The organism is Moorena sp. SIO4A5, assembly GCF_010672005.1.
Lineage (GTDB): Bacteria > Cyanobacteriota > Cyanobacteriia > Cyanobacteriales > Coleofasciculaceae > Moorena.
The window spans coordinates 32587-54470 of sequence record NZ_JAAHHZ010000040.1 but is presented as its reverse complement, the minus strand read 5'-3'; the positions used below and the strand labels follow the sequence as shown (position 1 = coordinate 54470).

27 protein-coding genes are annotated in these 21884 nt (G+C 44.0%); 8 read left to right on the top strand and 19 right to left on the bottom strand.

Annotation, left to right across the window (positions count from 1 at the left end; all coding sequences use genetic code 11):
- The first annotated feature begins 179 nt into the window (after positions 1–179).
- Positions 180–2147 (top strand): ATP-binding protein, encoded by a 1968-nt coding sequence (locus tag F6K57_RS14590; protein ID WP_293068714.1) that lies wholly within the window; start codon positions 180–182, stop codon positions 2145–2147.
- Here the strand turns inward: F6K57_RS14590 and F6K57_RS14585 are convergent.
- Genes F6K57_RS14585 through F6K57_RS14570 form a run of 4 tightly spaced genes read right to left on the bottom strand, consistent with a single transcriptional unit; the run spans position 2123 to position 3163 of the window.
- Positions 2123–2365, bottom strand: coding sequence for a hypothetical protein (locus F6K57_RS14585; RefSeq protein WP_293068711.1), 243 nt, complete (start codon positions 2363–2365; stop codon positions 2123–2125). The genes F6K57_RS14590 and F6K57_RS14585 overlap by 25 nt on opposite strands.
- A 4-nt stretch (positions 2366–2369) precedes the next feature.
- Positions 2370–2702: a type II toxin-antitoxin system HicB family antitoxin gene (locus tag F6K57_RS14580; RefSeq protein WP_293044348.1), complete on the bottom strand. Its 333-nt coding sequence runs from the start codon at positions 2700–2702 to the stop codon at positions 2370–2372.
- Positions 2699–2953, bottom strand: a complete 255-nt coding sequence (locus F6K57_RS14575) for a type II toxin-antitoxin system HicA family toxin (protein WP_293025542.1) — start codon at positions 2951–2953, stop codon at positions 2699–2701. Before F6K57_RS14575 ends, F6K57_RS14580 begins: the two co-directional genes overlap by 4 nt.
- Before the next feature lie 36 nt (positions 2954–2989).
- Positions 2990–3163: a hypothetical protein gene (locus F6K57_RS14570; protein ID WP_293068708.1), complete on the bottom strand. Its 174-nt coding sequence runs from the start codon at positions 3161–3163 to the stop codon at positions 2990–2992.
- A 162-nt stretch (positions 3164–3325) separates the two neighbouring features.
- Between F6K57_RS14570 and F6K57_RS14565 the strand changes: the two genes are divergently transcribed.
- The gene (locus F6K57_RS14565; RefSeq protein ID WP_293025539.1) at positions 3326–4666 is read left to right on the top strand and encodes a DUF4157 domain-containing protein; all 1341 of its coding nucleotides are present in this window, start codon (positions 3326–3328) and stop codon (positions 4664–4666) included.
- A 312-nt stretch (positions 4667–4978) separates the two neighbouring features.
- Here the strand turns inward: F6K57_RS14565 and F6K57_RS14560 are convergent, their stop codons facing one another.
- The 6 genes from F6K57_RS14560 to F6K57_RS14535 form a co-directional block, all read right to left on the bottom strand.
- Positions 4979–5743, bottom strand: coding sequence for a hypothetical protein (locus F6K57_RS14560; protein ID WP_293025537.1), 765 nt, complete (start codon positions 5741–5743; stop codon positions 4979–4981).
- A 179-nt stretch (positions 5744–5922) separates the two neighbouring features.
- The gene (locus tag F6K57_RS14555; protein ID WP_293068704.1) at positions 5923–6717 is read right to left on the bottom strand and encodes a DUF3598 family protein; all 795 of its coding nucleotides are present in this window, start codon (positions 6715–6717) and stop codon (positions 5923–5925) included.
- Between the two features lie 76 nt (positions 6718–6793).
- Positions 6794–7309 (bottom strand): hypothetical protein, encoded by a 516-nt coding sequence (locus tag F6K57_RS14550; protein WP_364302890.1) that lies wholly within the window; start codon positions 7307–7309, stop codon positions 6794–6796.
- Between the two features lie 104 nt (positions 7310–7413).
- Positions 7414–7689, bottom strand: a complete 276-nt coding sequence (locus F6K57_RS14545) for a DUF3598 family protein (protein WP_293068699.1) — start codon at positions 7687–7689, stop codon at positions 7414–7416.
- Positions 7686–7961: a hypothetical protein gene (locus F6K57_RS14540; RefSeq protein WP_293025529.1), complete on the bottom strand. Its 276-nt coding sequence runs from the start codon at positions 7959–7961 to the stop codon at positions 7686–7688. The genes F6K57_RS14545 and F6K57_RS14540 overlap by 4 nt, the downstream gene beginning before the upstream one ends.
- A 167-nt stretch (positions 7962–8128) precedes the next feature.
- Positions 8129–9370 carry a hypothetical protein gene (locus F6K57_RS14535; protein ID WP_293068696.1) on the bottom strand — a complete coding sequence of 414 codons (1242 nt, stop codon included), beginning with the start codon at positions 9368–9370 and terminating at the stop codon, positions 8129–8131.
- A 311-nt stretch (positions 9371–9681) separates the two neighbouring features.
- On the opposite strand from F6K57_RS14535, the gene F6K57_RS14530 reads away from it, so the two are divergent.
- Both F6K57_RS14530 and F6K57_RS14525 read left to right on the top strand, forming a co-directional pair.
- Positions 9682–9858, top strand: coding sequence for a hypothetical protein (locus tag F6K57_RS14530; RefSeq protein WP_293068693.1), 177 nt, complete (start codon positions 9682–9684; stop codon positions 9856–9858).
- Between the two features lie 274 nt (positions 9859–10132).
- On the top strand, positions 10133–10414 hold the full coding sequence (locus F6K57_RS14525; RefSeq protein WP_293025525.1) for a YiaA/YiaB family inner membrane protein: 282 nt from the start codon (positions 10133–10135) through the stop codon (positions 10412–10414).
- Positions 10415–10727: 313 nt separating this feature from the next.
- Here F6K57_RS14525 and F6K57_RS14520 read toward each other — a convergent pair whose 3' ends face one another.
- Complete coding sequence (locus F6K57_RS14520) at positions 10728–11147, bottom strand: helix-turn-helix domain-containing protein (RefSeq protein WP_293068690.1); 420 nt, start codon at positions 11145–11147, stop codon at positions 10728–10730.
- A gap of 291 nt (positions 11148–11438) precedes the next feature.
- Between F6K57_RS14520 and F6K57_RS14515 the strand changes: the two genes are divergently transcribed.
- Positions 11439–11615 (top strand): hypothetical protein, encoded by a 177-nt coding sequence (locus tag F6K57_RS14515; protein WP_293068687.1) that lies wholly within the window; start codon positions 11439–11441, stop codon positions 11613–11615.
- Between the two features lie 176 nt (positions 11616–11791).
- Here F6K57_RS14515 and F6K57_RS14510 read toward each other — a convergent pair whose 3' ends face one another.
- The gene (locus F6K57_RS14510) at positions 11792–12049 is read right to left on the bottom strand and encodes a hypothetical protein (RefSeq protein WP_293025519.1); all 258 of its coding nucleotides are present in this window, start codon (positions 12047–12049) and stop codon (positions 11792–11794) included.
- Positions 12050–12319: 270 nt separating this feature from the next.
- Here F6K57_RS14510 and F6K57_RS14505 point away from each other — a divergent pair, with 270 nt between their 5' ends.
- A complete protein-coding gene (locus tag F6K57_RS14505; protein WP_293068684.1) occupies positions 12320–15463 on the top strand; it encodes a HEAT repeat domain-containing protein in 3144 nt (1047 codons plus the stop codon).
- 98 nt (positions 15464–15561) lie between these two features.
- A complete protein-coding gene (locus F6K57_RS14500; protein WP_293068681.1) occupies positions 15562–15744 on the top strand; it encodes a hypothetical protein in 183 nt (60 codons plus the stop codon).
- 42 nt (positions 15745–15786) lie between these two features.
- On the opposite strand, the gene F6K57_RS14495 is transcribed toward F6K57_RS14500, so the two are convergent.
- The 3 genes from F6K57_RS14495 to F6K57_RS14485 are packed head-to-tail and all read right to left on the bottom strand — an operon-like array spanning position 15787 to position 16868.
- Positions 15787–16233: a ferredoxin gene (locus F6K57_RS14495; protein WP_293068678.1), complete on the bottom strand. Its 447-nt coding sequence runs from the start codon at positions 16231–16233 to the stop codon at positions 15787–15789.
- Positions 16233–16619 carry a DUF1257 domain-containing protein gene (locus F6K57_RS14490; RefSeq protein ID WP_075903446.1) on the bottom strand — a complete coding sequence of 129 codons (387 nt, stop codon included), beginning with the start codon at positions 16617–16619 and terminating at the stop codon, positions 16233–16235. The genes F6K57_RS14495 and F6K57_RS14490 overlap by 1 nt, the downstream gene beginning before the upstream one ends.
- Before the next feature lie 39 nt (positions 16620–16658).
- A complete protein-coding gene (locus tag F6K57_RS14485) occupies positions 16659–16868 on the bottom strand; it encodes a DUF2997 domain-containing protein (RefSeq protein WP_071108026.1) in 210 nt (69 codons plus the stop codon).
- Between the two features lie 528 nt (positions 16869–17396).
- Here F6K57_RS14485 and F6K57_RS14480 point away from each other — a divergent pair.
- On the top strand, positions 17397–18437 hold the full coding sequence (locus F6K57_RS14480; RefSeq protein ID WP_293068673.1) for a saccharopine dehydrogenase-like oxidoreductase: 1041 nt from the start codon (positions 17397–17399) through the stop codon (positions 18435–18437).
- Here the strand turns inward: F6K57_RS14480 and F6K57_RS14475 are convergent.
- The 4 genes from F6K57_RS14475 to F6K57_RS14460 form a co-directional block, all read right to left on the bottom strand.
- Positions 18415–18591, bottom strand: coding sequence for a hypothetical protein (locus tag F6K57_RS14475; RefSeq protein WP_293068670.1), 177 nt, complete (start codon positions 18589–18591; stop codon positions 18415–18417). The two genes, F6K57_RS14480 and F6K57_RS14475, sit on opposite strands and share 23 nt — an antisense overlap.
- A 242-nt stretch (positions 18592–18833) precedes the next feature.
- Positions 18834–19481: a hypothetical protein gene (locus F6K57_RS14470; RefSeq protein WP_293068667.1), complete on the bottom strand. Its 648-nt coding sequence runs from the start codon at positions 19479–19481 to the stop codon at positions 18834–18836.
- A 4-nt stretch (positions 19482–19485) separates the two neighbouring features.
- Positions 19486–20703, bottom strand: a complete 1218-nt coding sequence (locus F6K57_RS14465) for a type II secretion system F family protein (protein ID WP_293068664.1) — start codon at positions 20701–20703, stop codon at positions 19486–19488.
- 62 nt (positions 20704–20765) lie between these two features.
- Positions 20766–21884 carry a type IV pilus twitching motility protein PilT gene (locus tag F6K57_RS14460; protein WP_293026952.1) on the bottom strand — a complete coding sequence of 373 codons (1119 nt, stop codon included), beginning with the start codon at positions 21882–21884 and terminating at the stop codon, positions 20766–20768.

Here is a 21884-nt window from a genome sequence, read left to right as displayed (position 1 = left end):
CATCTATCCTTTCATTGATGTCTCTAGTGGTCCAAGCCTACTGCTGAGTTCGATTCCACCTGGGGAAAAGGGTTTCTCAGTCCCGAACAATTTCTCAAAATTGTCTACACTGACCTGAATTCCAAAAGTAATAAGTTTTGAGTCATGCTGTATGAGTAATTCACCCTTAGATCGCTATCATGAGTCGGGGAGACTACTGGTTAGAACGTAATGAGAACTACTTAGCCAAGGCACTGGATTGGCTGCGTCTGCGTTTACAACAGCTGGCTGGAAAAGAAGTCATAGATACAGACATAGAGCAGGCTTATGGTGCAATGGAAACCGTTGCAGCCATAGAGCCATACCCGGCCTTGGTGTATTTAAGTCAGCGGTTTGGACTATCCCCTTTTGAACAAGGGGTGTTGCTGTTGTGTGCGGGGATGGAACTGGATACCCGCATTGCTGGTTTATGTGCTTTGGCTCAAAACGATGGACAACGTCCCTATCCCACCTTTGCTTTAGCGCTTTCCCTGTTTGACCAACCCGCTTGGCATGTAGTTTCACCGGAACGTCCCCTGCGTTATTGGCGATTGATTGAAATTAACCAGGTAGGATATCAACCTTTAATTACTAGTGCTATACGAGCTGATGAGCGAATTGTCAATTACCTCAAAGGCTTAAATTACTTAGATGACCGACTGGGAACCTTAGTAATGAGGGTGGAACCCCCCACAGGTAACCTACCTCCTTCTCAGGAAACTATTGTTAAAAAAATTATCAACAACCTCAAACAAGCAAGCTCTGCACCCCATTTACCCATCATTCAGTTGTTGGGTACAGATAGTCCTAGTAAGGAGCTAATTGCTGGTCATACTGCTGCCGCTCTTGGTTTGCAACTGTATCGCTTACCATCGGGGTTACTACCGACCCCAGCCGCAGAATTGGAAACTTTCTTGCGATTGTGGGAGAGGGAAAGTATTTTGATGCCAGTGGTGCTTTACCTCGATGCCCAGGAACAAGAAAAATCCGCAACTACTGGTTCCGCTTCACCACTCCACCGATTTTTATCACGGTACCACAGTTTGTTGTTCCTCGATACCCACGAAGCGCGATCGCATTTAAGTAGAGCCAGTGTTACCCTTGATATTACCAAACCCACCGCCCCAGAACAACAAGCAGCTTGGAGCAACTGTCTTGGTGATGCTGGCTTAACAGAAAGTCCCTCCCTTTTAGCCAGTCAGTTTAATCTTAACCTATCAACTATTGAGCAGAATGCCCGGTTAGCACTGGATGAAAAGGTAACAGATAGGGTCGAATTCCATACTCGTCTTTGGCATGCTTGTTTACTTAGCACTCGTCCGCAATTGGATAACTTGGCGACTCGCATCGATGCCAAAGCCACTTGGGATGATCTAGTTTTACCAAAAGAAGAAATGGGCTTGCTCCATCAAATTGCTGACCAAGTTAACCAACGTCGTAAAGTCTATGAAAATTGGGGATTTCAACGACGGATGAATCGGGGAATGGGTATCAGTGCCTTGTTTGCTGGGGAAAGTGGGACCGGAAAGACGATGGCAGCGGAAGTGATTGCTAATAATTTACAACTAAATCTTTACCGCATTGACCTGTCAGCAGTGGTAAGTAAATATATCGGCGAAACAGAGAAAAATCTGCGACGTTTATTTGATGCTGCAGAAGATGGTGGGGCAATTTTATTTTTCGATGAAGCAGATGCTCTATTTGGTAAACGTAGTGAAGTAAAAGACAGTCATGACCGCTATGCTAATATAGAGATTAATTATCTATTACAGCGGATAGAATCTTATCGGGGATTGGCAATTTTGGCAACCAATATGAAGAGTGCTCTAGATCAAGCATTTCTACGGCGACTGCGGTTTATCATTGAGTTTCCCTTCCCTGGTAGGTTGCAACGTAAGCTGATGTGGCAGAAAGTTTTTCCAGAGGAAACACCTTTAGAAGAATTAGATTATAACCGTTTGGGGCGATTTAATCTTACCGGTGGTAGTATAAATAATATTGCTCTCAATGCAGCTTTTTTAGCAGCCCAGGCAGGTACCCCCGTAACCATGGAATTGGTATTGGCAGCCACACGGACGGAGTTTCGCAAGTTAAACATACCAATTTATCCAGAGGATTTTAGGTTATAGGCCGCAAGTGTGGAATCGGGAATCGGGAATCGGGAATCGGGAATCGGGAATCGGGAATCGGAACCCACCCCTAACCCCTCCCAGGAGGGGAAAGGGAATCGGGAATCGGGAATCGGGAATCGGGAATCGTTCCTGTAGGGTTGGCAGTTTCTGTAGGGTGGGCAGTGCATGAGTGCGATCGCTCCCACTCCGCCGCCTTTCGGTTGAAGCAGGGTCAAGCAGTTATCTCAGATACTGCTCAAGTGCCTCTGTCACTAGGTGGTTCAAGTTTATCCCTCGTTCAATAGCTGCGTATGCAGCACGTCGATGAAGGTCGGTTCCAGGTCTGATGTTAAAGCTTCCCTTGAAAGGCTTTTCCGGTTCTATCCCTTTGAGTTTACAAAGCTCTAGGTAGTCATCCACTGCTTCGTAAAAACTGGCCCGAAGAGATTTAACATCCTGACCTTCATAACTGATCAGGCTACGAATATACTCTACTTTCCCGTAGAAAATCTCATCCTCATCATTATAATTGACCGAGCCAAGGTATTCCTTGTATTTCATAAAGTTATTCATAACAATCCTTCGTGCCTAAGAATATCGATCGTTTGCTCAATCTGATACATCTTGAGTGTGTTGTGAGGATGAGGCTTGTGCAGAGCGATCGCCACGCCATCAGAGTTAATGAATCGTCGCCTTGAACCGCCTGTTTTTCCAGCTTTGACCTCCTCAAAGCCGAGTCCGGACAAAAGCTTGGTCAATTCATCCCAAGTAAAACCCTTCGGCTTACTTAGAAAACGTTTTATCAGCTTTTCTTGTCGAGTCATCTTGACACCCCATCTAGTGATTAATTATAAAAGGCATTACCCGAAGATGCAACTAAATTTAGTTACAGTTAACCGCCGCACTAGATTGGGAACATAATTGAACGTGAGATCAATCAGTCGGGCAAAGTCTTCAGGAATAGCAAATCGTTCCTGTAGGGTGGGCAGTGCTTGAAACAGATACATTTGCTGGCAAAGGGCGAAGGTAAGCACTGCCCACCGGAAGATTAATCACTAGAGTCAAATCTAATCCCAAAACCCAAAATCCCTTCCCCTTGACCGAGACAACTAGTCCGAAGTTTAATGTAACAAAGACTATCAAACCGGAAAACATGGGTATAAAAAATGCCCAATCTATGGACGGAGGACTGGTAAATGAAGCGTCAGGGATTAACTAAACATCAGCAACAGTCCCAGAGTGCATCCCATCCCAGTAGTGGTTGGTTACAGCGAGCGGCAGTGCGTTCGGTGCCAGAAAAACAGGTAAACTCCGACCTTGATAGGGCTTCTGGTTTGAATCGTAGCTTTGTAAATGTGCCTGTGGGTGGGAATGGATTACCGGTAGTGCAGCCGAAGTTAACCATTGGTGCAGTTGGGGATAAGTATGAGCAGCAAGCGGACAGGGTAGCCCGTCAGGTGGTGAGTCAGATTAATGCCCCTGGTGCTGGGGTTAGCAGTCAAGGAGAGACTGTTCAGTCGGGGGAAGGGAAAGAAATCCAGACAAAGCAAGAGAATCAGAGGCTACAGAGAGACGAAGAGACGGTAGTTGACTTGCAGTTGAAGCCTTTGGTGCTCCGTCGGAAAGCCATTGGAGGTGGCGCAGCATCACCTGAGTTGGAATCAGCCCTATCCCGTGCCCGGGGTGGTGGCCAAGCTTTGGATGCGGGTCTACAACGGTCGATGGGGCAAGCGATGGGGGCGGATTTTAGCCGAGTGAAAATCCACACAGACCGTCAGTCGGACACACTGAATCGCTCCCTCCAAGCCAGAGCATTTACGACCGGAAATCACATCTTTTTCAAGAGAGGCGAGTATAATCCATCAAATAAAGGTGGACAGGAATTGATTGCCCATGAATTAACTCATGTAGTCCAACAAGGAGGCTCGACGGCGAGTATTAGCGAAGGGCAAACAATCCAGCGGACGGTGGTCACCCTACCGGTGCATGACGACGAAGTGAACGCAGGCCGACGTATCTATGGTCCAAATGACAACTATCATCAAGATGTGAATCTAGACTGGTGGGTGGATATAGAGACAGCGGACTATCCCCACATGTTAGGAACGGGCATAACGACGTACACACAGGACATAACAGCAAACAGAGGAAGAGACCTAGGAGCGGGGTATGCCGCCCACCAAGGCGATGGTAGTGCTCGTGTCTTTGGACCAGACCCGGATTTCGGTGCGAGTATCGGGTGGCACTATGGCAATAAAATGTTTACGTTCAGTGCGATCAGAGGCGGGATATTAGCGTTGAACAGAGCGCAGTTCCTGGGGAATCGAATGAGAGAGACATCTCCGCAGCATATATCATCCCATGATCCAAACCAGCAATTACAGGGGGCGCACGCTCATGTCTACAATGCTAATCAGGCTCAATTGGAACGGTACTTAAGGCAAGTAATCAACCGTTGCGCGCAAGACCGCGCATGTATTCCACCACATATGGCGGCAAATAAAGCCCAGGAGATAAGAAATTATTTCGGAGTATAGCAAGTCAACAACAGGGCGTACGCTGATCTTGTTGGGTGCGTTAAGTGCGATCGCTCTTGGAACTACTGTCAGTGCGATCGCCTGATCTGGTAGGGTGGGCAAATGGGCATCATACCTAACGAAATTATCAAATTCTAAAAATTTGCCCACCCTACCCCTACTGGCACTCGGTACATTCATCCCAAAAATTTACCCAATTATGAGCGTACAAACCAATGTAAAAACTGGACGGTGCGCGCACCGCTATGTCTTCGCTCTTTTCCCTTGGCTTATTTCACAGGACCGATGTACTTTTGTATTCCTTAATCTAGATTAACTTTTTTTGTTGCTAATATCTGCTGCTTCATTAAACGTATAATTATCCCAAACATTTTTGCTATCAGCTCCAGGTTTTTGAAAGACATAGGGGCGGTTAGGCATCGATTTAAAATAGTCTTTATCAAACCAAAGACCTGTGATTGTAGACTGATAAGGTTCACCAACTTGTTGAATTTGGATAGCACCACTACTTTCATCAATGGTAATTAAGTGTCCAGTGAGTCCATAAATTACTTTTCCAGGAAAAATATTGCGACGAGAAGCTGTTTCTGATGGCGGTTTCATAATCCCACGATAAAATTGATCTCGTTGTTGAGGAGGAATACCAGCTCTTGCGTCTTTAATCGCTCTTTCTGTGGAATCAGTTCGATATAACTCAGCTAATTTCATCGGATCAGTTTCAGCTTCATGATGATTCCTTTTTTGATTTTCTAAGACAATCTCCCAAGGCACAAATATGGTTTCTATTTCACAAATAGGGTTTTGTAATTGTTTGATAATTTCTGCTCCATTATTGACAGGGGTATCATTGAGCAGCTTTAACATTATCAAAAAAATTCGCTCTCCTTTATTAAGGTTTTCACTGTTGTTAATTTTATCAAAAATTTTCTGTATTCTTTCTTTGCTAGCCGAAGGAATATTTTTTGGTAACCCATCCCAATCAACATTACTATCCAAGGAAAGATAACGTTCTTCCAGCATAGTTGCTGTTTTCATCCAAATATCATATCGGGGATCGACAAACTTATTTAAATTCATTAGCTTAAGAAAACTCTAGTAAATGTAACAGGGAGTAGGGATTAGGGAGTAGGGAGTAGGGAACAAAAATTATCACAATTCATTTAGTATCCCTATTTTATTTTGGTTTTCGTCAAAAATATCAAGTATGATCCCTAAATGATGCCAAATCCAAATCATTAGGGATAGTGCTCTATAGTTTAAAGGTGCAATAGTTCGAGCGTCAAGCCAGAAAAGGCTCCATAATTATCATAGTTAACGCTAAGTTGTTGCAGTTGGGAATCTGTCACTAGCCAATTTGCCGCAATGGTAAAGGAAGTGCCAATACTGACTTGAGTAGGACAACTCAGAGAAATACCATCAGGGAAAAAGAACATTTTGTTTCCTGCCAAGGGCCAGTTTAGTTGAGTTGCTATTGGGTCAGAAACCTTTAAATCTGGGGTCATGGTAACAGAAGTTCCTTGCCAGTTACCACTCAGATTTCTCTCAGGTAAGAGATTGATTTCCTTTGACCAATAGTTACTGGGGAAGTCTGCTGCATCTTCACGGATACTCACTATCCGCATCAAACTGCCATTAGTATCATAAAGAATTGGCACACTATGTCTTATATCTTCATGTTTGAAGAACAATTCAGCCGGTTGAAAGATCGAACCAGGTTCTAACTGTTTAGCTGACCATGTAGCTGCACCTTGTTCAAAGAAAAATGATCTCATTGACGGAAATGCTGGGTGAACCATTCCATCAGGTAACACCTTATCCTGTTTCTTAGACTGCCATTTTTTTTCTTCTATCCTACCGTCAGCGTATATATAACGATTAGTGTGATAAAGTTCTGTTTGTTCTGGATTGCTGCGGAAGCTTCTTAGACTTTGAAATGATTCTATTATCTCTCCTTCAGGAGAATACCTTGTCCAAATACCATGCCAATCCCGCAAATGGTTTTCCGTGAAGTTTTTCCAGTTTTGCTCTTTTAATTCCATATAATTAGTCACCGGATCATGATTTTTTTTGTATTGTGTGTTTTTGTGTTACAATTTTGTTATTCCTAATCCCGAAGTTTGCTATCTATCAGTAATCAAGCGATCGCTTTTTTTGATCCTGATCCTGATTGTGCCCATTGTTGTTATTAAATCTAATTATAATCCAGTTTATGCGATCGCAAAAAAAATTGCAATAAATATTTGAAGATGTTATCTCATGAAATTCATTAGGGAAAAGTGAGAGAATTTCCTGGTTATAGTGACGGATTCCCCTTTTTAAAAGACCGGGATTCACTAACCAATCCGTGATTATAAGAGATTCTCTATCATAGGCATACCTTTCTGGGAGACTAACAGTCACTCCATGGGAGAAGCTGACTATAATATTTTCCTGGGCTAATTCATCTATAGGCTTCCACTGACAATCACTGGTAGTTGCGATAATTAAGTCTGGGGTTATAGTGGAAATCATACTCCCCTTCCAATTGTCAGAAGAAGTATAGTCTATCTCTTTAGGCTCTCCTCGAAAGAAGTCTAGTGTCTCCCAGATAGAGGTAACATGATGTAATGAGCCATCTTCGAGATACTTACAGCCGCCACTCACTCCTAACCTTTCGTGCTTGAGGCATGTCTCAAAATAATATAACTGGCCCCGCTCAATCTTAGGTGTGTATCCCCAAGTCCAGCTATAGTCTAAGAAGGGAGTTGTTAGCTTCCCTTTTTTGTAAGGACCAAATGTTCTAGACTCACTCCTACCATCTTCATATCGATAGCGATGCAGCGCCGCCAAAGGGGGTTTCCACGGGGCAAACAGCGGTGCGGACGCAGGTTCCGCACACAGACCCATGCGCCATGAGCGACTGCATCAAGACAACGTTCTACTAACTCCCCATTCCCTGCCAGCCGAGTCCATATGCCATTCCAATCACCAATAGCCTGAATTTCTAAGAATTTTTCCCAGTTCTGAGTTAAGAAATCACTCATCTAGAACCTCCTGTGTTCCATTGCCAAAAACCTGAGGATTGCATCCACAAGCATAAGCAAGAGTTCCACCCAGCGCAAATCCGTTGCGCACTCCACTCTGTTTCACCAAAATGCTCCAAGACCGATTCCGGTAATAATCCTCGTGCCCCTTGGGCGATAAACTGCTTTGCGGTTTCAAATTTAGGCAGGGAGCACGGAGCAGGGAGTCGGAAAGCGCACGCCCTGGGAGTCGGGAATCGGGCAGAAGTAGTTTTCGATTCTTGTTTATGCAAGCCTTTTGCCTGACAAGTGCCCAGAAGTATATGTTTATCGTAATTCCTGCTCTGTGTCTTGATGAAGTTGTTTAACAAAAATGGTATAGAGATATCAGTTATTTTGGGTAACGTTTATTACTCAATTCAACACTTGTGGTCTAAGCTCTTTGGAATGCTAAATAATGCTAAATATTTAAACAATCTTCAGAGGCTAGCATTCCCAAAGGGGGGATAAAGAGATCAGAATGGAGTTGAACGTCATAAGGGAGGCCATGGTCTTCATTATCTGGCAAGATTGCAGTACGATTTACCAGACTTAAACGGGTATTAACAGTATGGTAATCTTCTGGGGTGAATTTATATAGCGGTTTGCCATATTTAATCAGAAACCAAGCCATCAGACTCAATTGACGGTACATCGTCGCATCATAGCAACGCCCACTTTGCCCCAGACTCCCCCCGTCTCTTTTTGTTTGTGGGTTAACTACTTGGGCAACTTTATAGTTACCTTGCTGGGAAAGGGCAACCCAATCTGCCGCAAAAAGCTGCCACACCGTTTCCATCCCATAAGCGATCGCAAAAGGAATATGCTCGACTAGCATATCCCATCTCAACATTGTTTCACCAGTTAGAGACCAGACGAGCCGATCAAAATGTTTAGCATAGTGGCAACCAAGTTCGTTTTCATGTCGCCAGGGATCGCGCATCACAAAAAGATAGTGATTATCCCTGAGTGTATTGTTTTGTGCCGTGAGCAGAAATAGACGCTCTTGATCTGGAAAAATAGCTTGGGCATATCCCAAATAGTGAAGTGGTCGATATTGGGTAGCGTTGATATCAACATCAAGAACAAATAGATCTTTGAGTGTCTGCCATTGCTGAACATATTTCAAGTAAGCAAAAGCTATCGCAAAGGCTCTTCCTTTGCCTTTATGTTTGGCAAGATCGACTGCAAAGCGCGAGTGAATGCGCTCTAGGTTAAATAAATCAAGCATAGCTGCTTCGTTGAGAATCACGCAGCCTTTTTCCTTCAGCCCCAAGTGATCCACGACAGCTTGCGCTCGCGGTGAATGTATCACGACAATTCTCTCTAATGCAATCCCCCAGTTTAGGCAATAGTTCAAAGTTTCGGGAAAAGTATCCTGTTCCCGCTTAGAGCCAAGAGGTAAGAGCAAACCTACGGTTGGCGAACGAAAATAGTCCTCTAGCATTTTATGCTTAACCGTAATATCCGCAAGAGTGGGTGTGAAAAAACCACCTAGACAGTCCTGTCGTTTGACAGCAATCACGTTGGGAAAATCATGAACTGTTCTCCTTTGATTAATGTTTTGTGACATACTTGCTTTTTTTGACATAATTTTCATACTTCGAATGGTATTATACAGTGTTAAAGCCCGAAAAAAAAATTTTTTGACATAATTTGACATCAACCCTTTACTAGTCTTTTATCACCTAGTTTTACAAACTGTAACTCAATCCCTTAAGCTACAAATAATTTAACCACCAATACTTATGCTGAATTTTAAAATTAGCAAACCAATGACATATACAATCAAAAATTATAATTAGCCAGATCAGAATCAATGGCTTAAGAAATGGATACCAAATCCTTAGTTATGGGTTGGGCTTTTGTGTTAGGATTAGAATCATATAAAGTCATGGTTTTCCAGTTTTTCAGGTGTGCCATAGCATCTTAATAAGCTCAACTATAGCATTTCCAAATAAATCATAAAACCCAATGCTGATTTATAAGAACAGGAAAAAATTATCGGTTCTCTTTCCTAGTTTTATCTATTGTCTATTCCCTATTGCCTATTCCCTATTGCCTAAAATCCACAACTTATCTACCTCACATGACTGGGAAATAAGCAGAATTGTTACCCTTACTGGGGGTGAAGTCTGGAGTGTACAGTAATTGGGAAAATTGAAGAATCATACCACCTTAGTAGGGATACTTGATCAGCTTGGGGACAGTTGGTTCAGCTGGCGACGGTTGTTGATGAGCTGACGGCTGATCACTGATAGCTGAATGCTTACCTAACTCCTGCCCCTCCACCTATTTGACTTACTCGATAAATGCTATTGTATGCAGCTCCAAAAACTGTCATTGCTCTCAACTTACTAGACAATAAGCTTTGTATGATCAAAATTAAATTCATTAATATTATCGCACTTAAAGGTTGAGTAACATGCAAGAACGATTTAGTAACCAAAGCCATAGTACAGGTTGGGTAATTCAGTCTTGGGCGTCTTTTGTTATTTCGGTTTTTGCTATGGCTATTGGCATTGCCAATTTGCCAGCAGATAACTGGATCAAAGGCTACTTAGGTATCGGTTTACTTTTCTCTATTGGCTCTAGCATCAACATCGCTAAAACTACACGAGATATCCATGAATCGAAAAAACTAACCTCGAAAGTTGAAGAAGCTAGAGTTGAAAAACTACTGACTGACCACAACTCTCTGGGCTAATATCAAGTTTATCAGCTATCAGCCATCAGCCATCAGCTATCAGCTATCAGCTATCAGTTATCAGCAAGAGGTCTATTAATCGTAGGGTGGGCAGTGCAACGTGGTTTGCAAGCTTAATTATCTGTCTTCTGCTGCACTGCCCACCCTACATGAACTATCTATCAGCTATCAGCTATCAGTTATCAGCAAGAGGTCTATTAATCGTAGGGTGGGCAGTGCAACGTGGTTTGCAAGCTTAATTATCTGTCTTCTGCTGCACTGCCCACCCTACATGAACCTGACCACTGACGGCTGACGGCTGACCGCTGACCGCTTAGGCGATGACCTTAAAATCAGAAATCGTCTCAATCCATACCCGTGCTCCACAATGTAGGGGATCATCTGGGCGATACATCACCCGACAAGGGCCATTGACTTCGACAGTATGACCGTAAGTATTTTTAGAGCCTCGTTTGACCGTAATCACCGGATTGCGTTCGCCGGTGTTGTGATTTTGGCGAATCACTTTCTGATTAACGTGGATGACCGCCTTCGTGTAATTTGTAAGCTTTGACCAATTCCGCTTCGGTCCGCGAGTGCCAGGCGTGACCACTGGCATGCCATCAAATAAAGGAATCACCCAAGTTCTACCGACCTTATAAGCTCCTTTGACTCTGCCCTTGCTCAAAAGGAAACGGACGCGAGTGGCAGAGATACCTAGTAATTTAGCGGCTTGTGCGGTAGAAATCATCATGGCTGCAAAACCATTGCTTTAACGATATTGTTATATTAACACGATTTTTTAGAAAATGCAAGGGGTGGGTGAGAAGTATCGAAAGCATCATGAGTGTTATAAGGGTTATGAGGGTGGTCAGCCAGAAAAACTATTGCATTAACGTCAGGGGTTGTAAGGGCAATGAGGGTTATGAGGGTGGTCGGATAGAAAAACTATTGCATTAACACCAGGGGTGATATGAGTGGTTAGCGTGGGAAGTTAGAAAAACTATTGCATTATCACTATGGGTGCTGTGGGTGATGTGAGTGCATGTCATTAAAGCTGCTTGACCCAGTGGTGCGTTACTGCCCGATTCCCGATTCCCTACTCCCTACTCCCTACTCCCTGTTCCCGATTCCCTGTTCCCTCAACAAAAAAAATTCGGTCAAGTTCTGGTTAATTCCAATGCTTGACCGAATTATTTTTTGTAATAGTCAAGAGCCCTAGGATTCTTGACTATGTGTTCACCAAATCAACAACATACTAACTTAGGTCTTAGACTTAAGACGTCGTACTTTCTCCTGAGTTTTGACCTGTCGCCAGCGATGCAGCGCGGTCTTGGGGGTTTCCCCCATGAGCGACTGCATCAAGACAGGGATTGGCATCCCTGGCAACTTGCTATCTTAATCTACCAACAGATGTCGAATCAATATACTGATCACCTCACTAGGATTTCCGGTAGGTTGAGGAGTGCTCCACTCATGAACTTGGGCGTAGCCACGGCCATAAAGATTATAGATTGTGACCCGCACAGTTTTGGGAGAACCGATCAATATATGTTTGATTTGCTCCCGTCCTGGCTGGGGTTGGCTAAATAATTCAGGGAGATTAGGATTGTTGGGATTATACTCAAAATTTGGGAGAAAGTTTTCGATGTCCATAATGTTTTTTGCTGTTGTTTTTGGGACATTTTTATGTTAATAAATAATCATTTATTTTGTCAAGTAAATTTTATTTATTTTTTTATATTTTTTTCGTAAGGGGGTATATTAAAAAAAAGATTAGTATTTTTTTACTGATGTTTTTAATTAGCGATCGCTCTTAGCGGAAGCTTCGCTGCTCCCTGCTCCCCGCTCCCTGCTCCCTGCTCCCTGCTCCCTGCTTTATAAATTGCTATAATTAAACCAATCCAACATAACTACCTATAAATTATGGAAGCCGTGTCCCTTTTGGCTGGTTTGGAACTATCGCAAATAGCGCCACCATTGTTAAGTATTGTTGCTAAAGAAGCAGGTAAGCGCTTAACTCAATCCCTGACTAAAAGCGATATCGAAAAAGCCATCAAAGCCGGAGCAGAAGCGGTTGATCAATGGGACAAACAACTGGATAGTCAACAGCGCTTATTTTTTCACGCTCCCCCGGATGGCTGGAATGGAGTTAATCGGTTTTTGAACCACTATTTTACTCATTCTGCTGTTGTCGCAGAATTACAGAAACCGTTATTTAATCAAGGGAAGCCAGACCGGGATATTTTAAGCACGGTATTTCAACAAGAAGCTGAATCCAAGACTATTGAACTAAATCAAGACAGTCTCAAGCCTTGGATAGAGACATTTATTAATGCGTATTTTCAGCACACGGATACTTATATAAAATTTCAGGTAGCTAAACAGGATTATAATCAACAGTTAGCTAACTGGTATAATCATGTCAAATTTGCTGGCATTGCTGTGCCTGGGCAAGATGTAGAAAAATCCGAGAAGTTAGCCCAGATTTTCGTAATGCCAGATGTAGTGGAAGACGTATCAACTGCTGGCGCTTGGGAGCGGGAGTTGTTAGCAGCTGGTAGTGGGGAAAAGCCAGAAAAGCTGCTATTGGAAAAGACAACTGGCTGCAAATTTTTGGCTCAGCAGTTATTGAGCCAAAGTCAGTGGAGACGAGTGGTAATCTTGGGTGCCCCAGGCTCTGGTAAAACCACCTTGATGAGCTATTTTGCAGTAATGTTAGCTCAGCAAAATCCTGACATTTTAGGATTAGATGGTGATACCGATTGGCTACCGATTTTAATCAGGATGCGAGACTTTGCGAGACATCTCGATAAAAGCTTGATCGACTATGCTCGGATATTTGCGGAAAACACGATGGCAGTGAAACCGTTACCAGTGGGATTTTTTGAGCATTGGTTGTCTGATGGTAGAGCCTTGATATTGCTCGATGGTTTGGATGAAGTAGCAGAAGAGGCTAAACGCCATGATGTAGTTAGGCGCATCGAGAATTTTTTAGGACAGTTTGACAGAAATCGCGCTATTATTACATCTAGACCCGCTGGTTATCGACGGGATTTTTTCCGCACTGAGGAATTTCCCCACTATCAAATCCAACCCTTTGATGACCAGAAGATTTCCGCATTTATTGATAACTGGTATAACAGTCGGTTTCAAGACCAAGCAGAAGCGGAAAGGCGCAAGCAAAGTTTACGAAAGGCGCTGGATGATAATGACCGGATTACCTTGTTGGCACGGAATCCGTTATTGTTGACAATTATTGCATTAATTCATCGGTATCAAGCGGTATTGCCCAAAGAACGGTTTGAGCTTTACAATTGCGCAGTCAAAACCTTGTTAACCTCTTGGGATGCTAACAAAGAAATCAGCAATCAGGGACTATTTAAGTATCTAGATTTCTATGATTTGCGCCGATTGATGGAATTGTTAGCTTATTGGATTCATAGCCAAGGAAATAGTGACGATAACGAAGGGAGCACCATTATTAATCAAGATGATTTAATTGCTCAGTTGAGTAAAGAGATTAAAACATTGAAGCAGGTGCAGTTATATCAAGCTAAAGAAGAAGCAGAAGCATTTGTAACCTTAATTCGCGATCGCACCGGTTTATTGAATCAGCAGGGGCAAGATTGTTATGGGTTTGTCCATAAGACATTTCAAGAATATTTGTGTGCTCAGGAGATTAACTATCAAGCGGAGAATGAGTATGATTTTGGAATAGTTTTGAATCATATTCGGGAGCATTTACATGACTCCCACTGGCGCGAAGTGTTATTATTGCTGATAGCACAACAAAAACCAAAAAATGCGGCAAAGGCAATTCGAGCAGTATTGAATAATACTAGTGACTATGAGGATTGGTTACACCGGGATTTGCTCTTTGCTGGTAATTGTTTGGCAGAAGACCCGAAAAATTTGCGTGGTGCTGATCGTGATTTGGTTCAAGAGATTTTAGAGCGGTTGGTTGAGTTGGAGGTGAGTAGTGAGGAGCGAGTTGGCGAGAGGGTTTACGAGCAGATTGATAAAATAATTTGTAGTTTGTATGAAACGGATTTTGAGGGGCAAGCTCTGGAGATGTTGAAGGAGCAATTGGCCGTAGGCCACGCTACGCGAACGGATTTAATTGATGAGTGGCGATTGCTCAACTATCGAGCCGAGTTAGGGGAAAAGGATCAGGTAATTACAATATTGCTAGCACGCCTAAAGGATGATAATTCTTATGTGCGTTGGAAGGCAGCCGAAGCCTTGGGTAAATTGGGCAACAGCTCAGACACCGTAGTCAACCGCCTCCTAGCACTGCTTGAGGATAATCACTATTATGTGCGTAGTAGTGCAGCCGAAGCCTTGGGTAAATTGGGCAACAGCTCAGACACCGTAGTCAATCGCCTCCTAGCACTGCTTCAGAATAATAACTCTGATGTGCGTTGGGAGGCAACCTATGCCTTGGGGGCATTGGGCAACAGCTCAGAAACCGTAGTCAACGCCCTCCTAGCACAGCTAAAGGATGATAATTCTGGTGTGCGTGGGTGGACAGCCTATGCCTTGGGACAATTGGGCAACAGCTCAGAAACCGTAGTCAACGCCCTCCTAGCACAGCTAAAGGATGATAATTTTAGTGTGCGTTGGAAGGCAGCCGAATCCTTGGGCAATTTGGGCAATAGCTCAGAAACTTTAGTCAGCACGCTTTTAGCAGGGCTTCAGGATCAGAATTCTGATGTGCGTAGGGACGCAGCCAGAACCTTGGGCAATTTGGGCAACAGTTCAGAAAGCGTAGTTAATGCCCTCCTAGTACGGCTTCAGAATGATGATTATTATGTGATTAGTGACGCAGCTATAGCCTTGGGCAGATTGAACAACAGCTCAGAAACAGTAGTCAGCGTTCTACTAGCACTACTAATGGATGATAATTATTATCTGCGTAGGGACGCAACCGAAGCCTTTGGCAAATTGGGCAAAACATCCAATCATATTCTGCCTACTGTGATTGAATGGATTGAACAACACCAGGATTCCGACTATGTTGGCAGTGGTATTGATGCCCTGTGGGATTTGGTCGTAGGAAGGGAATAGGGAGTAGGGAGTAGGGAGTAGGGAGTAGTAAGAAAGAGAGCCAAAGAGTTTTTGATATTATTAGAAATAAAGATATGTTTGTGCTATACTAAAGTAATTTGCAGTTTTACGGTATCTTTGTTGAAAGAGCCGCTACGCGATTGACCTTTGGTCGCCCTACGCGATCGCATTTTCCGTTTCCCTGCTCCCGATTCCCGATTCCCGATTCCCGATTCCCGATTCCCGATTCCCTAAAATCCAACCATTGCGATAACACAACACAAAACCCCCAACGGCTCTAAGCCATCGAGGATTAATTACTATTAAACGCGATCGCATTCAGCCTAGGTACGTTTTTTCCTAAGCTTCCTTGCCAGCTTCCTCTCCTTAATTTTGGCAGCCACAACACTTGGTTCAATAGGCAATCCTGCTCTAGGAATTACCTGATATTGTCGCTCGTCTTCTAGATTTTTAAGCTTAGTGTAATCAACCCAGTGGATACAATCTACTGGACAAGTGTCTATCGCTTCTTGTATCACCTCTTCTGGGTCGCCATCTTGCCGAAAAACCCGGGATCTACCGTGGTCGGCTTCCATGTAAAACGTATTGCGAGCGACGTGGGCGCAGTGTTTACAGCCAATGCAGGTAATTTCATCAACGTAAACACCTTTTTGTCGCAGAATACCCCCTAGCTCTGGCTCAAAACCAGACCGCTCTGGAGCATCTCGAAAGACACCCCCTAACTCTGGTTCTAAACCCGAACGCTCTGGCGTCGGTGAGAACTCAGACATTACGCGCTCCAGCGTTGTACCACTAAACGAATTGAACCATCTTTATTATCTTGTTGCTCAGCAACCTCAAAGCCTTGCTTAGCAGTTTCCTTAATTACAGTGTTGTAAGCGTAACGCTGGGTTACCCGTTGTAGGAAACCATCTACAGACCAAGGCTGTTGCCAATACTGAAAATCAGCAACTAGTTCGTAGGCGTTACCATTCCAACTAAAACCGATGTCGTAGTCATTCTCTTGCTCAATCACTACTTCAGCAGTGCGAGTTTGGCCTTGATAACCGCGCACAGAGCTAGGACCAGATTCCCAATCAATCCCTAAGTCAGTTAAAGCAGTTTCTAAGGATGAACGGTTACGGATTTGGGTTTTGATAGTGCTGAAATGAGACATGTTTGGTAATTAAACTAATTTACTAACTGGAACACAAATTTACCAATGGCTAACCGTAGCTTGAGTTGTCGCTGTTGCCGACAGTTCAAGCTTTTGGTCGAAGTAATCTGATGTTTTCTCAACAGATACGACTCGTCCTAGCTGAGCTTCAATAGCAGCTGTTACCTCTGCGCAAGATGCTCCGATGATCCCAGTGACTTTTTCCTGGACTCGACCATCTGGATAAATTACAAACTCTAATGTTTCCATAGTCGCCTTAGTGCTCCGTTTATGCCTATTTAGAGGTTGTGGCACCGGTTGTTGCACCAGTCCAGGAGTATCTAATCCCGGATTGATATCACTGATCACTGACCAGTGCTATAGCTGGTCATTAATCAAATGATAATAATTCAGATCATGGCGCAAACAACATTAACATAAGTTTATAGTAAATCGAGTGTATACTTTAATATTTTGTAAGTTTCTCGTAACTTTAGGGAATAGTCAAGGGGTGGTATAACCCAAAAATGGTTTATTAACAAGTAAGCTATCAGCTATCAGCTATCAGCTATCAGCTCTCAGCTCTCAGCTATCAGCTATCAGCTAATGCGCACGCTACGCGAACAGCCAAAAGCCTTGGCCTATATGTGACATCTGACGGCTGACGGCTGACGGCTGACGGCTGACGGCTGACGGCTGAATGCTGACATTAACAAAATATAGAGAATTGAGGGGACTGGGCAAAGTATGAAGTATGAAGTATGAATTATTAAAGTTCGGCGAAACAGTCTATAAGTTATGAGTGAAACGCAAGTCAGAGGTGTAAATAACCCCAAAACCGCCAATCCCAATGGATTAGAGCGAATACGAGTAGGGGTTTTAGGCTTTGGGGGATTAGGTCAAGCCGCTACCAGAGTCTTAGCTCCTAAGGGAGAAATGCTTTGGGTAGCAGCAGCTGACCGGAAAGGTTATGTTTATGACCCAGCTGGCTTAAATCCTGACCGTTGTATCCAGACCTACCAATCCCAAGGTTCATTGGGTTATGTAGAACCAGGTGGCACTTTAAGTAGCAACAGTATCGAAGACTTAATCCAAAACGCGACAGTAGATGGATATTTCTTAGCACTGCCAAATTTACCGAATACCTTTATGGCATCGGTAGTTAAGCAATTTATTCAATCGGGTTGGCAGGGAGTGTTAGTAGATGCTCTCAAGCGCACTAGTGCTGTAGAACAACTGTTGCAACTGCAAGATGAATTGCAAGCCGCTGGAATTACCTATATGACTGGCTGCGGTGCTACACCAGGACTATTGACCGCTGCTGCTGCGATCGCATCTCAAAGCTATGCCGAGATTCACAGTGTCAACATTACCTTTGGGGTAGGGATTGCTAACTGGGAAGCCTATCGAGCCACCATTCGAGAAGATATTGCTCACCTTCCCGGTTATGATGTAGAACGAGCCAAAGCCATGAGTGATGCTGAAGTCGAAGCGTTATTAGATCAAACCCAAGGCATCATCAGCCTAGAGAATATGGAACATGCTGATGATGTGATGCTGGAACTAGCAGGGATTTGCTCACGCGATCGCGTTTCTGTTGGTGGTGTCGTGGATACCCGCAATCCTAAAAAACCCCTCAGTACCAATGTCCAAATCACAGGTCGCACCTTTGAGGGTAAGATTTCCACTCACACCTTTACCCTTGGTGATGAAACCAGCATGGCGGCTAATGTCTGTGGTCCCGCCTTTGGCTATCTAAAAGCTGGAGTTTCCCTACATCACAAAGGGATTTATGGTCTATTGACTGCTGCTGAAGTCATGCCCCAGTTTGTGAAATAGTCGGGAGTAGGGAGTAGGGAGTAGGGAGTAGGGAGTAGGGAATCGGGAATCGGGAATCGGGAATCGGGAATCGTGCGTAGGGTGCGTTAGGGGCGGACTTCCTATGATTTTCCGCCTCAACGCCCGGGTTGGGATAGTCCGCCCCGTAACGCACCACCTTTGGGCGACCCCTCTTCTGTTTATAGTGCGTAGGGTGCGTTAGGGGCGGAAAGCCCTTGATTTTCCGCCTCAACGCCCGGGTTGGGATAGTCCGCCCCGTAACGCACCACCTTTGGGCGAGCCCTCTTCTGTTTATAGCTGAGAAAAACGCTATACTAAAATAATTTCCTGATAATTACCCTTAATCAAAATCTCCCCACACTCCCTATCTCCCACACTCCCTATCTCCCCATCTCCCTATCTCCCCATCTCCCTATCTCCCCATTTCCCCATTTCCCCATCTCCCCATCTCCCCATCTCCTCACCCTTTTCAACTAAGCTGGATTTTTCATCCTGTTCCAGACTAATGGTATCGGTCGTTTGTACCACAAATGGTAAACTAGCCCCTAGTAAGCCTCGCTGAATCCGTTGGGGTGTCTCTGGGAAAACCACAAAGAGGGGATAGATACGGTTTACGCCATCACTGAGAATGTGTTGATAGCCAGGAGGCATTAGCCATTCATAGTCTTTGTCTAGTAACACTTGGGTCTGACGCCAGCGACTGAGCAAGTCAGAGAAGTCTTCATGGGGGCGATGGATAAATAGAACAATCTCTATCTCCATCTTGATTTTCCATTCGGGATCGCACATTACCATAGCTAGATCACAGGGTAAAGCTACAGTTTCGGTGATCGTGCCATGGCTGACACTTTTATGCCCTAAGGAGGATGGCGAGTGACGAATTCTCACTACTGGCAAGGGAATGGTGATCACACTCTCGTAAGGTCGGCGCATACTAGGAATCATTTCCAGGTAAGGTCGATAGGATTTCAGGAGTGCGATCGCACCATCATGGTTACTATACTCTGCTAGCCAAGCTTCGTAATCAGATTTCTGAACAGGCATCGAATTAGCCCATAGTGTCAAACACTTTAAACATTGGTAAATACATAGATACCAATATCACACCAACCATGCCTCCCAAAACTACAATCATAATTGGTTCCAAGATACTAGTTAGTGCTTTAACCGCTTGCTCGACTTCATCTTCATAGAAGTCAGCAACTTTCATCACCATAGAATCCAACTCCCCCGTCTCTTCCCCAATACTAATCATTTGAATTGCTAAAGGAGGAAAAACGTTTTCTCGTTGTAAGGCCAGGCTAATCATCCCACCCTGTTGAATCTCATACTTAGCTGAGTCAATAGCATTAGCAATTACCTGGTTACCCGCTGTATCTCTTACAATATCTAAAGAATTCAGGATCGGTACTCCCGAACGAGTTAAGGAGCCAAACACTCGGCAAAAGCGAGCTACAGAGCCTTTTTCATTCAACTCACCAAACAGGGGAATTTTCAACTGCAAAGCATCAATTTGCAACTTCCCCATTGGGGTTTTATAGTAATACTTAAAAGCTGTAACTAATACAATTACAACAGCAATGGTAATCAATACTTTCCAACTTCTAAGGATGCCGCTCAACCATAGCATAAACTTAGTTAAAGCTGGCAATTCCGTTCCTAAATCTTGAAATATCCCAGCAAAGATTGGGATCAGAAACATCGTCATTGCCAGAAAAACCAGTAGGGCTAAGAAACCTACCACACTAGGGTAAGCCATAGCTGATTTGATTTGGTTTTGCAGCCGATTCATATCTTCCAGCAGCTTAGCTAATCGGTTGAGCACTTCATCAAGCACACCCCCAACCTCCCCAGCCTGAACCATACTCACGTAAAGAGTATCAAAACAATCTGGATGCTTACGCATAGCATCCGATAGATTAGTTCCTTGTTGGACCTCGCCACTGATGTTCATCAAAGCCTTTTTCAGCTTAGGATTAGAACACTGTTCCCCTAATACCCCAAGACAGCGGACGATAGCCACACCAGCATTAACCATAGCGGCAAACTGACGAGAAAAGACCGCTTTGTCTTTGATCGTGACATTGGTAAATTTTTCGGAAAGGTCAGACAGGCTAAAGCTAACATCTAAGCTTTTCTTGACGCTGCCAACAGCAGAATACCGATTTTCTAGGATGCTGCGGGCTTGTTCAGGAGTAGCAGCTTCAATTTTTTGTTTTTTGGCTTTGCCTGATTTGTCCCGAACTTGAGCAATAAAAGTAGGCATGGCTTTTTTCTAGATTAAGTCTAATCGCAAGTTTTATGGTAAGAGTCCGTGCTTTCTCTAGACTAGCGAGTCGCCTTCGCTCTAACGCCCTTAGCATTCATCCCTCCAGAACCAGCAAGGATACGTTGCAATTCATCGGGTTTAGAACTTTTACTAAGTGCTACTTCCAAAGAGATCAAGCCAGATTTAACCTGATTCGCTAAAGCTTGTTCCAGGGTCTGCATTCCCAATTTCATACCGGTTTGGATAGCAGAATAAACTTGAGAAGTTTTTCCTTCCCGGATCAGGTTAGAAATAGCTGGTGTCACTACCATGATTTCCTGAGCCATAGTCCTACCAAACTCACCAGGTTTAGGATTTTTCTTCGGTACTAGACATTGACTAAATACTGCAATCAAAGAGTTAGACAGCTGAGCTCGGATTTGAGCTTGCTGTCCAGATGGGAACACATCAATGATCCTGTCTACAGTTTGAGCAGCTGAGTTAGTGTGTAGCGTTGCAAATACCAAGTGACCGGTTTCAGCTGCGGAAATAGCAAGAGCAATTGTTTCCATATCCCGCATTTCACCCACCAAAATCACATCCGGGTCTTCCCGCAGTGCCCCCTTCAAGGCATTGGCAAAGCTCTTGGTATCTTCACCTTTTTGACGTTGGTGAATCAAGCTCTTGATGTTAGGAAACACATATTCTATCGGGTCTTCCACTGTCAGAATATGTTCTGCCCGAGTGCGGTTAATTAAGTCAATCATGGCTGCTAGGGTAGTGGTTTTCCCAGAACCCGTGGGTCCGGTGACCAATACCATTCCCCTTGGTCGTTCACTCATCGACCGCACCACATCCGGTAAACCCAATTTTTCAAAGTTAGGAATCTTGGAAGACAAAGCCCTCAAGCAAGCCGCATAGCAACCCCGTTCTTTGTAAACATTGACACGGAAACGAGCCAACCCCTTGACACCATAGGAACAATCAAGTTCCCAGTTTTGCTCCAATTCCTTACGCTGTGAATTGTTAAGCATACTGAAAATCAATCGCTGACAGGCTTGAGGGTTCAGGGCTTGGTCATCAATGGGTTGGAGTTTACCACTGACGCGGAAGTAGACTGGCGCACCCGCTTGGATGTGCATATCTGACCCCCCCATCTCAATCATCTGCTCCATCAAGTCTTCAATCATCAGTTCCAT